The sequence below is a fragment of the Sandaracinobacteroides saxicola genome (genome assembly GCF_014117445.1).
Lineage (GTDB): Bacteria > Pseudomonadota > Alphaproteobacteria > Sphingomonadales > Sphingomonadaceae > Sandaracinobacteroides_A > Sandaracinobacteroides_A saxicola.
In genome coordinates this window covers 1,740,034-1,755,178 of the sequence record NZ_CP059851.1, presented here as the reverse complement: position 1 = coordinate 1,755,178, position 15,145 = coordinate 1,740,034, and the positions used below count along the sequence as shown (strand labels likewise).

Genomic DNA, 15,145 nt, shown 5'->3' with positions numbered 1-15,145 from the left:
GCTCCGCCTCCTTATCAGCTGACACCAGCGCTGTTGAAAGCCGTCGCCTTTCGGGAGACGGCTTCACGCCTGTCGGGTCGACAGGTTGCTGGTCATGAGAAATTCATGTGCCCGAAAGCTTGACCATGGAGCGGCCACCCCCTAGATGAACTGCGTTAGCACTCGCACCTGCTGAGTGCCAACATCTGACATTCAAAGAAGAGGGTAAGCACATGAACTTTGTTCCGTTGCACGACCGCGTGCTGGTGCGCCGTGTCGAGGCCGAGGAAAAGACCGCCGGCGGGATCATCATCCCCGACACCGCGAAGGAAAAGCCGCAAGAGGGCGAAGTCGTGGCCGTGGGCAAGGGTGCCAAGGATGACAAGGGCGCGCGCGTCGAGATGGACGTGAAGGCAGGCGACCGCATCCTGTTCGGCAAATGGTCCGGCACCGAAGTGAAGGTGAACGGCGAGGACCTGATCATCATGAAGGAAAGCGACATTCTGGGGATCATGGGCTAATCGCCCGCACCCTTCTGACTTTCCACACATTCAAGGAATTAGAACATGGCAGCCAAGGAAGTGAAATTCGGGCGTGATGCCCGCGAACGGATCCTGCAAGGGGTCGATATCCTCGCCGATGCGGTGAAGGTGACGCTGGGGCCGAAGGGCCGCAATGTCGTCATCGAGAAGAGCTTTGGCGCGCCGCGCATCACCAAGGACGGTGTGACGGTCGCCAAGGAAATCGAGCTGAAGGACAAGTATCAGAACATCGGCGCCCAGATGGTGCGCGAAGTCGCCAGCAAGACCAACGACATCGCCGGTGACGGCACCACCACCGCGACCGTTCTGGCACAAGCCATCGTGCGCGAAGGCCTGAAGTCGGTGGCCGCGGGCATGAACCCGATGGACCTGAAGCGGGGCGTGGACCTCGCCGTGACCAAGGTGGTCGAGGACCTGAAGGCGCGCTCGAAGCCGGTCGCCGGGTCGAGCGAGATCGCCCAGGTCGGCATCATCAGCGCCAACGGCGACACCGTGGTGGGCGAGAAGATCGCCGAAGCCATGGAAAAGGTCGGCAAGGAAGGCGTGATCACCGTCGAGGAAGCCAAGGGCCTCGATTTCGAACTGGATGTCGTGGAAGGCATGCAGTTCGACCGCGGCTATCTGAGCCCCTATTTCATCACCAATGCCGAGAAGATGCAGGTCGAGCTCGACAATCCCTACATTCTCATTCACGAGAAGAAGCTGAGCAACCTGCAAGCCTTGCTGCCGGTTCTTGAGGCGGTGGTGCAGTCGGCACGTCCGCTGCTGATCATCGCCGAGGATGTCGAGGGCGAAGCGCTGGCGACGCTGGTGGTGAACAAGCTGCGCGGTGGCCTGAAGGTGGCCGCGGTGAAGGCGCCAGGCTTCGGTGACCGTCGCAAGGCGATGCTGGAAGACATTGCCATCCTGACCAAGGGCGAGATGATCAGCGAAGATCTGGGCATCAAGCTCGAAAACGTCACGCTGGCGATGCTGGGCCAGGCCAAGAAGGTCCGCATCGACAAGGACAACACCACGATCATCGATGGTGCCGGCGACGGTGACACGATCAAGGGCCGGGTCGAGCAGATCCGCGCGCAGATCGAAACCACGACCAGCGACTATGACCGGGAAAAGCTGCAGGAACGTCTGGCGAAGCTTGCCGGCGGGGTGGCCGTGATCAAGGTCGGCGGCGCGACCGAAGTCGAGGTGAAGGAGCGCAAGGACCGCGTCGACGACGCGCTGCACGCGACCCGCGCCGCGGTGGAGGAAGGCATCGTCCCCGGTGGTGGCACGGCGCTGCTCTATGCGACGAAGGCGCTCGAGGGCATGAAGGGTGCCAACGACGACCAGACGCGCGGCATCGACATCATCCGCCGCGCGCTGCAAACGCCGCTGCGCCAGATCGCCCAGAATGCGGGCCATGATGGCGCGGTCGTCGCGGGCAACCTGCTGCGCGAAAATGACGAAACGCGCGGTTTCAATGCCCAGACCGACACCTATGAAAATCTGGTGCTCGCCGGCGTGATTGACCCGACCAAGGTCGTGCGCACGGCGCTGCAGGACGCGGCCTCGGTCGCCGGCCTGCTGATCACCACCGAGGCGACCATTGCCGAACTGCCCGAAGACAAGCCCGCGGCCGGCGGCATGCCGGGTGGCGGCATGGGCGGCATGGGTGGAATGGATTTCTGATCGAAATGGCTGCGCGTTGGAGGAAAATCGCACCGCGATTTTCTGAAACGCGCAGACTCGTTGAGATCACGGCCGGCGTGCGGTTGTGGGGGACTTCCCCCCACAACCGACACGTCCGACGAGCGGGCTTTGCCCGCTCTTTTTTTGCCTTTTTCCATTCCCACCGGACTCGGTGGCTTTGCCACCGGACGGTGCGTTTCAGGTCATCGTGACGTAAGAAAAAGGCAGTGTTCTCTGAATATCAATCAGTGAAGTTATAAAGTGTAATAAACTTCGAGTTATGCATGTCTGACAAGGTATCGGCATCAATACCATAGACAATTATGTCATTCGGCCACCGTGAGCTTATTACTTGTGAAAATGACGTAATTAAATCTACACTTTTCTTAACTTTTATTTTTGGATAAATCCACCCGCTGTCCCAGCCATCCGCGTTGACCCAGCCCTCTGCAATTAGCATGGCAGCAACATGTTTCAGTTGTTCAGGCAGCCCTGCGAGGTAGAAAGTCAGCCAGATGGTATCGCCCGAAAAGTGCGGCGATGATTCTATCTTTAGAAAGCTTTCACTGATTTGGCTGATCAAATTGTCGGCGATAGCCATCGAACATACCTGAAAAAATTTTACGTCGAACGTTTTGCACATGCCAACAGTTACGGAAGTCTATTAACCGCAGGCGCGTCGTATGTCATTAAGCAAAAGCTTATCTCAAAATAAAGGTGCGTTTGCTCATACCCCTCGCCCCCTCGCCCCCAATCCGCTATCCCCCGCTCATGTCCCTCTACGCCGAAACCATCTTCCCGTGGGCACTGGACCGCCTGCTAGGCCATCCCAACATCCAGGCCCGCCGCGCCGCGCTCGTTGCCCAGGCCAGCGGCGAAACCCTGGAGATCGGCTTCGGCACCGGCGCCACCCTGCCATTCTACCGACCCGAACAAGTTACCCGCCTGACCGTCGTCGAGCCCTCCCACGGCATGAACCGCCGCGCCGCTGCCGCCATCGCCGCATCCCCCATCCCCGTCCACAGCCAACCGGGCGCCGGCGAGCATCTCCCCTTCGCCGACGCCAGCTTCGATACTGTCGTCACCTGCCTCACCCTGTGCAGCGTCGCCGATCCTCGCCAAGTGCTCGCGGAAATCCGCCGCGTGCTGAAACCCGGTGGCATGTTCCTGTTCCTGGAGCATGTGCTGAGCGACGATCCCGCCCGGCAGCGTTGGCAGCAGCGGCTGAACCCGGTGCAGAAGGTGATCGGTGTTGGCTGCAACCTCAACCGGAACACCGCGGCGATGGTGCGGGCGGCGGGGTTCGAGCTGCCGCCGGTCGACCAAGAGGTGGAGCGCGCGTTCGGCGCGCTGGCGAAACTGACACCGCTGGTGGCGGGGGTGGCGAGGGGGGCCTGAACCGACCCACTCGCCCACCTGCAGCAAAGACGCTATGTCGATGACATGGCGACTCGCGCTGACCCCTATTACCGACCGATCACGGTCGAGGAATTTTTTTCGCTGACATTGTCCAGCGACCGCAAGTTCGAACTGGATCGTGGCGTGATCGTTGCCATGGCGGGGGGAACACGACGGCATGCACAGGTGCAGGGCAATCTTTTCGTTGCCCTGCATAGCCGGCTTCGCGGATCGCCATGCCGGCCGTTTGGCTCCGACATGGCCATCAAGACCAGCGACTCCAGCGTCCGCTACCCGGATGCCAGCGTCGTTTGCGGCGTCACCGCGGCCGATGATGCCGAAACCTCATTCGACAACCCGATGCTGATCGCAGAAATCCTCTCGCCGACCACCCGTGACAATGACCTTGGAACAAAGCTCAAGGAATATGAGGCGCTGGCCTCGCTGGAGATGATCCTGTTCATCGATCCCGCTGACGAAACCATCCGCCTGCATCAGCGCCTTGGCCCCGACAGCTGGCGCATCGACAAGAGGCTGGAGGGCGACATCCCCCTCCCGTCCCTCAACATCACACTCCCCCGCGCCGAGATTTTCGCGCGCGATTGAGCATGTTGCGCGGCTGAAACACCGCTGCTAACCCTGCACGCATGAGGGGGGCCATCCGCCCAAGGGAGATTTTCATGCGTTCACACCATCTGTCCGTCGCATTCGCGGCGCTTGCCTTTTCGACCGTCGCCCAGTCTCAGGCCGTGCCGCCCGCCAATCTGGCCAGCGCGCCGCTGATCGAGCGCAGCGTGCTGTTCGGCAACCCCGTGCGTGCCAACGCCCGCATCAGCCCCGATGGCCAGTGGGTCAGCTGGACGGCGCCGTCGAACGGCGTGATGAACATCTGGGTGGCGCCCGCGGCCGACCCCGCCAAGGCACGCGTGCTCACCACCGAGACGACGCGCCCGATCCGGCAATATTTCTGGGCACCGAACAGCCGGCAGGTGATGTTCATCCAGGACAAGGGCGGCGACGAGAATTTCCTGCTCTACGGCGTGGATGTGAAGACCGGGAAGCAGACCACCCTGACCCCGTTCGAAAAGACCCGGGTGCAGATCGTCGGCATCTCCAACCGCGTGCCGAACCGCATCCTTGTGGGGCTGAACAACCGCGATCCGAAATGGCATGACATCCACAGCCTCGATCTCGACAGCGGCAAGCTGACGCTGGTGAAGGAGGGCACCGGCTTTGCCAGCGCCGTCGCCGATGACAATCTGAACCTGCGTGTGATGAGCCGCCCCAATGCCGCCGGCGGCGAGGACTGGTTCGAGGTCAAGGGCACGACCGTCGCCGACAAGCCCTTCGTCAGCTTCGGCATCGACGACAGCCAGACCACCGCGGCCATCGGCTTCCGCGACGACGACCGCACGATGTACATGCTGGACAGCCGCGGCCGCAACACCGCCGCGCTGTTCGCCCGGGACATGACCACGGGCAAAGCCACACTGCTCGCCGAAGACGCGCGCGCCGATATCGACAATGTCATGGCCAATCCGAAGACCGGCCTGATCGAGGCATGGAGCAGCAACTATCTGAAAGCCGACTGGCGTGTGCTGTCGCCCGCGGTAAAAGACGACATCGCCTTCCTGGACAGCAAGGCCAAGGGCGCGTGGAGCGTCGTCTCCCGCACGCTGGCGGACGACCGCTGGGTGGTGACGACCGAACCCTCGGATGCGCCGCCCGCCGCCTGGCTCTATGATCGCAAGGCGAAATCGCTGACGAAGATGTTCGTGGGCCGCCCGGCGCTGGAGCGCAAGCCGCTCGCCCGCATGCACCCGGTGGAAATCGCCAGCCGCGACGGCAAGACGCTGGTCAGTTACCTGACCCTGCCGCCGACCTCCGATCCCGATGGAGACGGGCGCCCCGCCGCGCCCGTGCCGATGGTGCTGTTCGTCCACGGCGGCCCCTGGGCGCGCGACGATTATGGTTACGCCGGCACGGTGCAGTTCCTCGCCAACCGCGGCTATGCCGTGCTCCAGGTCAATTTTCGTGGCTCCACCGGCTTCGGCAAGGCCTTCGTCAACGCCGGCAACGGCGCCTGGGGGCGGGAAATGCACGATGACCTGCTCGATGGCGTCCAGTGGGCGGTGAAGAATGGCGTCACCACGGCGGACAAGGTGGCGATCATGGGCGGCAGCTATGGCGGCTATGCCACGCTCGCCGGGCTCGCCTTCACGCCCACCGCCTTTGCCTGCGGTGTCGACATCGTCGGGCCGTCGAACCTCAGCACGCTGCTGTCCACCGTGCCGCCCTATTGGGAGAGTTTCCGCAAACAGCTGATCGCGCGCATGGGCGATCCTGATACCGAGGCGGGGCGGGCCTGGCTGAAGGAACGCTCGCCGCTGTTCAGCGCGGACAGGATCGTCCGCCCGCTGCTGATCGGGCAGGGTGCCAACGACCCGCGCGTGAAGCAGGCGGAAAGCGACCAGATCGTCGCCGCCATGCAGGCGAAGAACATCCCCGTCACCTATGTCCTCTTCCCGGACGAAGGGCATGGCTTCGCGCGGCCGGTGAACAATATCGCCTTCAACGCCGTCACCGAGAATTTCCTCGCCCGCTGCCTGGGCGGGCGCGCGCAACCGATCGGCGGCGATGTCAGAGCCTCCACGGCGAAGGTCCCGCACGGCGCCGAATATGCACCCGGCCTGGCGGACGCGCTGAAGTAGCTTTCTCTTCCCGGCCCCAGCGGTTACGCTGGGGCCATGAGGGAGGCACATTCGGGCGAATTCCGCCGGCACTGGCCGCTGGTCGCGGGGTCGTCGCTCGGCCTCGGCTTCGGTGTCTCGATGTGGGCCACCATCGCCAGCCTGTTCGTGCTGCCGCTCAGCGCCGAGTTCGGCTGGACCCGCGGCGAGATCGCGCAGCTTTCCGCCATCTCGCTGATCACTGCGCTCTGGTCGCCGCTGGTGGGCCTGGCCGCGGACCGCTGGGGCGTGCGTCCGGTCGCCATCCTCTCCTATGTGCTCCTGGGCGGCGGCTATCTTGTCGCCACGCAGCTGACAGGCTCGCTGTGGAGCTATGCGCTGCTGCTGCTCGCCATGGGGTTCTGCGGCATCGGCACCACGGCGATCACCTGGGCGCGGCCCATCGTGGGCACCTTCTTCGTGGCAAGGGGCCTGGCGCTGGCGCTGGTGTTTGCCGGCGTCTCCATCTCCGGCATCCTGGTGCCGCCGCTGCTGGAGGCGGTGATTGCCGCGCAGGGCTGGCGCAGCGGCTTTGTCACCGTCGCCGCGCTGGTGTGGGGTGTGGGTCTGGTGGCGGCGCTGGTCATCATGCCCAGGAAACCCATCACGCCGATGGCGCGCGCCGCGCTGGCCCGGGCGCCGCGACAGTGGGGCGTGATTTTCCGCAGCCCGGCCTTCTGGCTGCTGTTCGCGGCGATGGTGCTGGTGAACCTGGGCGGCACCGGCCTGATCGGCCAGCTGGTGCCGATGCTGTCAGACCGGGGACTGCGCAGCGCCGACGCCGCGCTGCTGCTGTCGCTCTATGCCGCGGCGATCCTGGTGGGGCGGCTGACGACCGGGCTGCTGCTGGACCGGGTAAACCCGCCGCTCGTTTCGGCGCTCGCCATGCTGGTGCCGGCGCTCGGCTGCCTGATGCTGAACGAGGCGGCGCTGGGCCTCGCCTACGCCGCCCTGGCGGTCGTGCTGATCGGCGCGGCGCAAGGGGCAGAAACCGACGTGCTGGGCTTCATGACCGCGCGTTACCTGGGGCAGGCGCATTATTCCGCCCTGATGGGCATCTATTTCGGCGCGACCCTGACCGGCAACAGCCTGGGCGCGGTGCTGATCGGCCGAACCTATGATGCAACAGGCCACTACACGCTGGCGCTGTGGATTTTCGCGGCAGCGTTCGCGCTGGGCGCGATGGCCTTCGGCGCGCTGCGCTGGTGCCGGGTGGTGGAGCACCGGGGACTGCCGGTCTGACAGCGCGCAAACCCGTGCGGGAAGGGGATGGTGGGCGCGACAGGGATTGAACCTGTGACCCCTGCCGTGTGAAAGCAGTGCTCTACCGCTGAGCTACGCGCCCGATCTTTGTTGCGGTGCATTCGGCCGGAAAACCGCTTCACACTTTTCCGAATGCACCCGAAAGGAGCCGCCGGTTAAGCCAGCGGCCCCGCCCTGTCAACCAGCATCAATGCGTCACCGCCGGCGTCGTCACCGCTTCCACCTGTACGGTCACCGGCGCCGCCGCCAGCTCGTCGGGATCGGTCCAGTCGATCGGCACCAGCGGGCGGGTCAGCGCCACTTTCAGCACCTCGTCCACATGGCTCACGGGAATGATGGTCAGCCCGGCCTTCACATTCTCCGGAATGTCGGCCAGGTCCTTCTCATTCTCCGCCGGGATCAGCACGGTCTTGATGCCGCCGCGCAGCGCCGCCAGCAATTTCTCCTTCAACCCGCCGATCGGCAGCACCCGGCCGCGCAGCGTCACTTCGCCAGTCATCGCCACCTCCCGATTGACCGGGTTCGCGGTCAGGGTGGAGATGATCGACGTCACCATCGCGATCCCCGCGCTCGGCCCGTCCTTCGGCGTCGCGCCCTCGGGCACATGGACGTGGATGTCCTTCTTGCTGAACAGCGTCGGCTGGATGCCATAGGCCACGGCCCGCGCCTTGGCGAAGCTCAGCGCCGCGGCGATGCTCTCGTTCATCACATCGCCCAGCTTGCCGGTGGTCTTGATCACCCCCTTGCCGGGGATGGTGACGGATTCGATGGTCAAAAGGTCGCCGCCCACGCTGGTCCAGGCGAGACCGGTCACGGCGCCGATCTGGTCCTCGGTTTCGGAAATGCCAAAACGGAACTTCTGCGTGCCGGCGAACTCGTGCAGATTGTCCCGCGTCACGGTCACGCTCTCGGCCTTTTTCTCCAGGATGCGCCGCAAGGACTTGCGCGCCAGCTTGGCAAGTTCGCGTTCCAGTGTCCGCACGCCGGCCTCGCGCGTGTAGTAACGGATCAGGTCGCGCAGCGCCGCTTCCTCCACTGCGAACTCGGCGGGCTTCAGCCCATGTTCGCCGATGGTCTTGGGCAGCAGGTGGCGCGTCGCGATCTCGACCTTCTCATCCTCGGTATAGCCCGACAGGCTGATGATCTCCATGCGGTCAAGCAGCGGCTGCGGCATGTTGTAGCTGTTCGCCGTGGTCACGAACATCACGTTGGAAAGGTCGAAATCGACCTCCAGATAATGGTCGTTGAACTTGCTGTTCTGTTCCGGGTCCAGCACCTCCAGCAGCGCGGAGGAGGGATCGCCGCGGAAATCCTGCCCCAGCTTGTCGATTTCATCCAGCAGGAACAGCGGGTTGTTGGCGCCGGCCTTTTTCAGGTTCTGGATGATCTTGCCAGGCAGCGAGCCGATGTAGGTGCGCCGGTGGCCACGGATTTCCGCCTCGTCGCGCACGCCGCCCAGCGACTGGCGGATGAATTCCCGCCCGGTCGCCTTGGCGATGCTGCGGCCAAGCGAGGTCTTGCCCACGCCCGGCGGGCCCACCAGGCACAGGATCGGCCCCCTGATCTTCGCCGTGCGCGCCTGCACCGCCAGATATTCGACGATGCGCTCCTTCACCTTCTCCAGCCCGAAATGGTCGGCATCCAGCACCGCCTGCGCCGCCACGATGTCGCGCTTCACCTTGCTCGCCTTGCCCCACGGCAGCGCGAACAGCACGTCCAGCCAGTTGCGCACGACGGTCGCCTCGGCCGACATCGGCGACATGGTCTTCAGCTTCTTGATCTCGGCAACGGCCTTTTCGCGGGCTTCCTTGGACAGCTTCACCTTCTTCAGCAGCGTTTCATATTCCGCCACTTCATTGCCGCCATCGTCCTGGTCACCCAGCTCGCGCTGGATCGCCTTCAGCTGCTCGTTCAGATAATATTCGCGCTGGGTCTTCTCCATCTGGCGCTTGACGCGGGTCTTGATCTTCTTCTCGACCTGCATCACCCCCATCTCGCCTTCCATGAAGCCGAACACCAGTTCCAGCCGGCGCGCGACATTCAGTTCAGAGAGCAGCGCCTGCTTGTCGGCGATCTTCAGGTTCAGATTGGCGGCGACGGTATCGGCGAAGCGCCCGGCGTCATCGATGGCGGCGATCTGCGCGCTGATGTCCGGCCCGGCCTTCTTCGAGGACTTCACATAGGTCTCGAACTGCTTCACCGCGCTGCGCAGCAAGGCCTCGGCCTCCGCGCCCTCCGGCGGCACATCCTCCAGCATCTCGACTTCGGCCGCCAGATGCTCGCCATCTTCCAGGCGCAGCCGTCGTGCCCGTTGCTGCCCCTCCACCAGCACCTTCACCGTGCCATCGGGCAGCTTCAACAGCTGCAACACCGTTGCCAGCGTGCCCACGTCATAAAGATCATCGCTGCCCGGATCCTCGTTCGCCGGGTCGAGCTGGGACAGCAGGAAGATCGACTTGTCGGTCGTCATCACCGCTTCCAGCGCCTTCACGCTCTTCTCGCGCCCGACGAAAAGCGGCACGATCATCTGCGGAAAGACAACGATGTCACGAAGGGGCAGGACGGGCAGGGTGGTGGTCATTCAGTCACTCCGATAAGCGCATCCCGGAAAGTGGCGGCCGGTTTTTCAGTAAGGATGCGCGACAACAACGATGAGCATCCCATATGGGCGTTCGCCCGAAGCGCTGCAATTGTTGACCTTGGTTAATTATGCTCGCCCAGCAGCGGCGCAGGCGTGGGCGACCGGGCCGGCGTGGCGCTGAACCTCGCGGCGTGACGCACCACCCTGACCGGCCCATGCGCCCCCTGGTCCACCTCGACGATCAGCTCGTTATGCCGGACCTGCGGGTCCGCCAGCACTTCGGCACGACTGTTGGCGGTGCATCCCACCGCGCCGGCCGCGACGAACCCGGCCATCAGCTCGGCGCGCGTGCGCCTGCCCACCTCGGCGGCCATGGCCGGCAGCAGCCGCGCCAGATTGCCGAACCGCCCGGCCATCGTGGCATAGGCCGGGTCGGACAGGCTCTCGGGATGCCCCAGTGCCTCGCACATCGCCGCGAACTCGCTGTCCTGGATGGCGGCCATGCTGACGAACCCGTCCTTCGCCGGCCACAGCCGGGTCAATGTGCCATATTCCGGGAATGGATCGGCGGGTTCGACGAAGGCATGGTTGTACATGCTCTCCGGCCAGTTGAAGGCGAGCGCCGCGTCCAGCATCGCCACCTGCACATGCTGGCCCACGCCGCTGCGCTCCCGCGCGAACAGCGCCGCCGTGATCGCCTGCGCCATGGTCAGCGCCGTGACCTTGTCCGCCACCAGGCTCTGCACCAGCGCCGGGTTGCCATCCGCGCCTGCCTGAGAGGCCGCAATGCCGCTCGCCGCCTGCACCACGGGGTCATAGGCCCGCAGGTTGGCGTACGGCCCATCGGCGCCGAAGCCGGTGATCGAGGCATAGATCAGCCGCGGGTTGATCGCGGCACAACGCGCATAGCCATAGCCCAGCCGCTCCATCGCACCCGGCCGGAAATTCTCGATGAGCACATCCGCCCACGCCACCAATCGTTCGAATTCAGCATGATCGGCGGGATTCTTCAGATCGAGCGTCCGCCCCTTCTTGCCCCGGTTCACGCTGATGAAGATCGCGCTCATATTGCCCTTGCGCGCGCCCACCGTCCGCACCGGATCGCCGCCAGGGCTCTCCAGCTTGATCACCTCGGCCCCCTGATCCCCCAGCATCGCCGCCGCCATCGGCCCCGACACGATCTGGCTCAGGTCCAGAACCTTCACACCCTCCAGCGGTCCCATAGGTTCTCCTTTGCTACTCCCCTCCCTCCCGCGCAGCGGAGAAGGGAGGGGTAGGGGGTGGGTGCGAGCCGCAGGCGAGCGACACTTTCCCCACCAGCCCTACTTCGTGATATCCACGTCCTTCGTCTCCGGCAGCCAGATCAGCGTCACCACGAACGCCATCGCCACCACCCCCACCGTGTACCACAGACCCGAATAGGCGTTGCCCGTCTGCACCACGATCAGCTGCTGGATGAACGGCAGAAACCCACCGAAATAACCCGTGCCGATATGATAGGGCACGCTCATGCTGGTATAGCGGATGCGTGCCGGGAACATCTCCACGAAGATTGCGGCGACTTGCCCATAGGTCATCGCAGAGAGCGCCACCATCGCCGCCACCGCCAGGATGATCTTCCAGCGCTGCTTCTCGTTCGGATCGGCCTTGTCCGGATAGCCCGCCGCCACCAGCGCCGCCGTCCACGCCTCCTTGTCGAACCCCCGCACCGTCGCGTCGCCCACCTTCAGCGCGACCGCATCGGCCGGCACCTTGGCATAGCTGATCCCGCGCTTGGTCAGGAACTCCAGCCCCCGGGCGCAGTCGGTCGCCGGTTTCACGAACGGGTTATAATCGCATTCCGGCAGCTCGATGCTCACCGGGCTTGCCGCCACCGCCCGCGCCAATGCCGGGTTGGCGCCGTCCGCCATCATCCGGAACAGCGGGAACACCAGCAGCATCGCCAGCGCATAGCCCAGCAATAACAGGCGCTTGCGCCCGAACCGGTCGGAAAGCACCCCGAATCCGACATAGAGCGGGATCGCCATGAAGGCGCCGATCGCCAGATACAGCAGCGCCTCCTCTTCCCCCACCCGCGCCGTGCCGGTCAGGAAATACAGCGTGCCGAACTGGCTGGTGTAATAGATCACCGTCAGCCCCGCCGCCACGCCGAACAGGCTCACCGCCACCCGCCCCAGATTGCCCGGTGCCCGGATCGAATCCATGATCGGATTTTTCGACGTCGTGCCCGCCGCCTTCATCGCCTGGAACACCGGCGATTCCGCCAGCTTCAACCGGATGAAGATCGAAATCGCCAGCATCAGGATGCTCAGCAGGAACGGAATGCGCCACCCCCAGGCCTCGAACTCTTCCGTCGTCATGCTGTGCCGGGTGGTCAGCACCACCACCACGCACAGCAGGAAACCGGTCGGCACCGACACCTGGATCCAGCTGGTATATTGTCCGCGCTTCCCCGGCGGCGCATGCTCGGCCACATAGATCGCCGCCCCGCCATATTCGCCGCCCAGCGCCAGCCCCTGCAACAGCCGCAGCAACAGCAGCAGGGCAGGGGCCCACAGCCCGGCCTGGGCATAGGTCGGCAGGAAGCCGATCGCCGCCGTCGCCCCGCCCATCAGCGTGATCGTCACCAGAAACGTGTATTTCCGCCCGATCCGGTCGCCATAATAGCCGAACAGCAGCGCCCCCAGCGGCCGCACCCCGAAGCCGGCGCCAAAGGTCGCCAGGCTCGCCAGCAGCGCCGCGGTCGGATTGTCGCCGGGAAAGAACAGCTTCCCGATCAGCGCCGCCAGGATGCCGTACAGGAAGAAGTCATACCATTCGAACACGGTGCCCAGGGACGACGCCGTGATCACCAGCCGGTCGCGCTTCGCATTCTCCCCCATGCACCCTCCTGTTTCCAGGACGTTACGCGCTGCGGTGTCGCTGGGCAAGGCCACACCCCTCCCCTTCAGGGGAGGGGCGACTCGCGGAACGCGAGCGGGGGTGGGCTTCGCTCCGGCCGGCGAACGAAGCGCGACCCGCTCAGCCGAAGGTCAGCTCCACGACCTTCGTCGGCGTCGCCCGGCAGAAGGTTGGGATGACGCGCGGCTTGTCGGGGTAGATACCCACCAGCATCATCCGGAACCGGAACCCGCCATTGCCCGGCGCCACATCGTCCAGCCGGTCCAGCTTGATCTCGCTGCCCCCGGTCGCGCCGATCTGCCGCGCGGCGTCATTCAGGCACATGCCCAGCGCCGGTCGCGCATCAGGAGTCACGCCGCCCAAGGATGCGCTGATTTTCGCCGGCCCGGCCGGCGCCGCCGGCAGGGCGGGGGCGGGTGGCGGCGCAACCGGCTGCGGCTGGCCGGGCTGCGCGGGCGGCGGAGCCGGCGCCGGCTTGCTGCCCTTGGACGGCTTGGCCAGAAGGGCGATCAGCCCGCCCGCCACCGCCACACCGCCGATGATCGCCGCGGTCGATGGCCCGCTGCTGCTGTTTTCCACCACCACATGGCCGCCATGCCCACCGCCGCCATAGCGCGTCTGGAATTCGCCGCGGCAGCCATTGTCCACCCAGATCGCGTTGCCGGTCGTGCCCCAGGTGCGATGCTCGCGGCAGGCGGCATCGCTCAGCTGCCGCACCAGCCGCACGCCGCCGCGCGTGTCGGCGCTGCACTCGCGGCGGCCATTGTTGCGGCTTTCGCAGCGGATCGTGGCCCCCGCCCACACGCCGCCGGCCGGCGCGCTGCTGCCACCCGGCGCGGCGCGGTCACGCAGCGGCCGCACCGGTTCGGGCTCTGGCCGTGGCGCCGGGCGCGTCTCGGGCCGGGCATATTGCGCCGCCACCGAAACCGGGTTCAGCAGGATCGCCACACTGGCCGCCATGATGATCGCATTGCGCATGAACTTCCCCTTTGCCTGTCCGCCATCACGGCGAGCCTTTGCCTGACGGGCGAAAACCCAACGCCGGTCTCACCATGATCCCGCCGTCGGTCCGGTGCGCCCATCATCTTGCCCATCAGGCAAAGGCTCGCCGCGATCATGCTCAAAAACTGTATCGAAGGTTGACCCGGAAACCGTCGCCGTCGGGCGCATTGCTGTTGCCCGCGATCACGCCGCCATAGGTCGCCGTCACGCCGAACGCCGGCGAGAAATTCATCCCCGCGGTGATGCCCGCCCCCATCCAGGTCCTGGTGTTGCGGTCGGCCAGGCCATCGGTCGTCGTCGCGCCGCCGCTGTTGCCGGTCAGGTCCAGCGAGGCCCAGAAGGCGCGGCTGAAATTATGCGTCACATGCCCCTCCACCCGGAACAGCGCCGCCTGGGACCGCCGCCCGGCCCGGAACGGCGCATCGTTCACCGTATAGAAGGTCACGCTCGGCACGACCTCGATCGTCGTCAGCTCGGGCGAGAGGTAGGATCCGCCCAGCGCCCACCCCATCGGCGCGCCGATCCGGAACGACCAGCGGTTGGTGCCCAGGTTGATCAGCTTGGCACGATCATATTCGCCGGTCGGCGCCGTCACCATCAGCAACGCGCCCAAAGAGAAGCCCGGCACATGGCGGACATATTGCGGGCGCGTCAGCGCCGGCGACCCCACGATGCCCAGCACGCCGGCGATGCTGATGTCGCCCAGCCCGCCGCTCGATGTGCGCCGGACAAACTCATTGCCGAAAGGACCGGCGAGCGTCGCCTCGCCCCGCACCTCGCCGAATGGCATCACCGCGAATAGGCCGGCCGCATTGCCGCCGACATCGAAGGTGCGCGAAACCTGCAGCACGCCGACGTCGACATTCACCTTCGCGCCCTTCACCGCGGTCACGGCATCGACCGAGCTGTTGGACGCCTGGAAAATGCCCATCAGGTTGATGGTGCTGGTGCCCGTCGGCAGCGGGAAATAGGCGCGCGGACCGTCATCGACCGCCAATGCCGGGGTGGCCGACAGGATCGCGGCGAGGGAAAGGAACAGGGGTAAACGCATCGAACAATCTTTCGTGGTCAAAGAGGGG

General features: G+C 65.1%; 12 protein-coding genes and 1 tRNA gene. 6 read left to right on the top strand and 7 right to left on the bottom strand.

Annotated features, from left to right (window positions below; genetic code table 11):
• Positions 1-212: 212 nt before the first annotated feature.
• Positions 213-500, top strand: coding sequence for a co-chaperone GroES (gene groES / locus H3309_RS08755; protein WP_182294365.1), 288 nt, complete (start codon positions 213-215; stop codon positions 498-500).
• Between the two features lie 45 nt (positions 501-545).
• Positions 546-2,192, top strand: a complete 1,647-nt coding sequence (groL, locus tag H3309_RS08750; RefSeq protein ID WP_182294364.1) for a chaperonin GroEL — start codon at positions 546-548, stop codon at positions 2,190-2,192.
• A gap of 241 nt (positions 2,193-2,433) precedes the next feature.
• On the opposite strand, the gene H3309_RS08745 is transcribed toward groL, so the two are convergent.
• The gene (locus H3309_RS08745; RefSeq protein ID WP_182294363.1) at positions 2,434-2,793 is read right to left on the bottom strand and encodes a hypothetical protein; all 360 of its coding nucleotides are present in this window, start codon (positions 2,791-2,793) and stop codon (positions 2,434-2,436) included.
• 170 nt (positions 2,794-2,963) lie between these two features.
• On the opposite strand from H3309_RS08745, the gene H3309_RS08740 reads away from it, so the two are divergent.
• The 4 genes from H3309_RS08740 (at position 2,964) to H3309_RS08725 (ending at position 7,561) form a co-directional block, all read left to right on the top strand.
• Entirely contained in the window at positions 2,964-3,590 is a 627-nt protein-coding gene (locus H3309_RS08740; RefSeq protein WP_182294362.1) for a class I SAM-dependent methyltransferase, read from the top strand.
• A gap of 45 nt (positions 3,591-3,635) precedes the next feature.
• Positions 3,636-4,196, top strand: coding sequence for a Uma2 family endonuclease (locus H3309_RS08735; protein ID WP_182294361.1), 561 nt, complete (start codon positions 3,636-3,638; stop codon positions 4,194-4,196).
• 74 nt (positions 4,197-4,270) lie between these two features.
• Positions 4,271-6,301 carry a S9 family peptidase gene (locus H3309_RS08730; RefSeq protein ID WP_182294360.1) on the top strand — a complete coding sequence of 677 codons (2,031 nt, stop codon included), beginning with the start codon at positions 4,271-4,273 and terminating at the stop codon, positions 6,299-6,301.
• A 36-nt stretch (positions 6,302-6,337) separates the two neighbouring features.
• Positions 6,338-7,561, top strand: a complete 1,224-nt coding sequence (locus H3309_RS08725; RefSeq protein WP_182294359.1) for an MFS transporter — start codon at positions 6,338-6,340, stop codon at positions 7,559-7,561.
• A 28-nt stretch (positions 7,562-7,589) separates the two neighbouring features.
• On the opposite strand, the gene H3309_RS08720 is transcribed toward H3309_RS08725, so the two are convergent.
• The 6 genes from H3309_RS08720 to H3309_RS08695 form a co-directional block, all read right to left on the bottom strand.
• Positions 7,590-7,664, bottom strand: a tRNA-Val gene (locus tag H3309_RS08720).
• Positions 7,665-7,769: 105 nt separating this feature from the next.
• Positions 7,770-10,163, bottom strand: coding sequence for an endopeptidase La (lon, locus tag H3309_RS08715; RefSeq protein ID WP_182294358.1), 2,394 nt, complete (start codon positions 10,161-10,163; stop codon positions 7,770-7,772).
• 122 nt (positions 10,164-10,285) lie between these two features.
• Positions 10,286-11,386 carry a CaiB/BaiF CoA transferase family protein gene (locus tag H3309_RS08710; RefSeq protein ID WP_182294357.1) on the bottom strand — a complete coding sequence of 367 codons (1,101 nt, stop codon included), beginning with the start codon at positions 11,384-11,386 and terminating at the stop codon, positions 10,286-10,288.
• Between the two features lie 99 nt (positions 11,387-11,485).
• Positions 11,486-13,045: an MFS transporter gene (locus tag H3309_RS08705; protein WP_182294356.1), complete on the bottom strand. Its 1,560-nt coding sequence runs from the start codon at positions 13,043-13,045 to the stop codon at positions 11,486-11,488.
• A gap of 139 nt (positions 13,046-13,184) precedes the next feature.
• Entirely contained in the window at positions 13,185-14,042 is an 858-nt protein-coding gene (locus tag H3309_RS08700; protein ID WP_182294355.1) for a DUF3011 domain-containing protein, read from the bottom strand.
• A gap of 142 nt (positions 14,043-14,184) precedes the next feature.
• Entirely contained in the window at positions 14,185-15,117 is a 933-nt protein-coding gene (locus tag H3309_RS08695) for a transporter (RefSeq protein ID WP_182294354.1), read from the bottom strand.
• Positions 15,118-15,145 lie beyond the last annotated feature (28 nt).

Excerpts from the sequence above, each read along its gene's own strand:
- groES (WP_182294365.1), top strand. The coding sequence starts at position 213 with ATGAACTTTGTTCCGTTGCACGACCGCGTGCTGGTGCGCCGTGTCGAG.
- groL (WP_182294364.1), top strand. The coding sequence starts at position 546 with ATGGCAGCCAAGGAAGTGAAATTCGGGCGTGATGCCCGCGAACGGATC.
- H3309_RS08745 (WP_182294363.1), bottom strand. The coding sequence starts at position 2,793 with ATGGCTATCGCCGACAATTTGATCAGCCAAATCAGTGAAAGCTTTCTA.
- H3309_RS08740 (WP_182294362.1), top strand. The coding sequence starts at position 2,964 with ATGTCCCTCTACGCCGAAACCATCTTCCCGTGGGCACTGGACCGCCTG.
- H3309_RS08735 (WP_182294361.1), top strand. The coding sequence starts at position 3,636 with ATGGCGACTCGCGCTGACCCCTATTACCGACCGATCACGGTCGAGGAA.
- H3309_RS08730 (WP_182294360.1), top strand. The coding sequence starts at position 4,271 with ATGCGTTCACACCATCTGTCCGTCGCATTCGCGGCGCTTGCCTTTTCG.
- H3309_RS08725 (WP_182294359.1), top strand. The coding sequence starts at position 6,338 with ATGAGGGAGGCACATTCGGGCGAATTCCGCCGGCACTGGCCGCTGGTC.
- lon (WP_182294358.1), bottom strand. The coding sequence starts at position 10,163 with ATGACCACCACCCTGCCCGTCCTGCCCCTTCGTGACATCGTTGTCTTT.
- H3309_RS08710 (WP_182294357.1), bottom strand. The coding sequence starts at position 11,386 with ATGGGACCGCTGGAGGGTGTGAAGGTTCTGGACCTGAGCCAGATCGTG.
- H3309_RS08705 (WP_182294356.1), bottom strand. The coding sequence starts at position 13,045 with ATGGGGGAGAATGCGAAGCGCGACCGGCTGGTGATCACGGCGTCGTCC.
- H3309_RS08700 (WP_182294355.1), bottom strand. The coding sequence starts at position 14,042 with ATGCGCAATGCGATCATCATGGCGGCCAGTGTGGCGATCCTGCTGAAC.
- H3309_RS08695 (WP_182294354.1), bottom strand. The coding sequence starts at position 15,117 with ATGCGTTTACCCCTGTTCCTTTCCCTCGCCGCGATCCTGTCGGCCACC.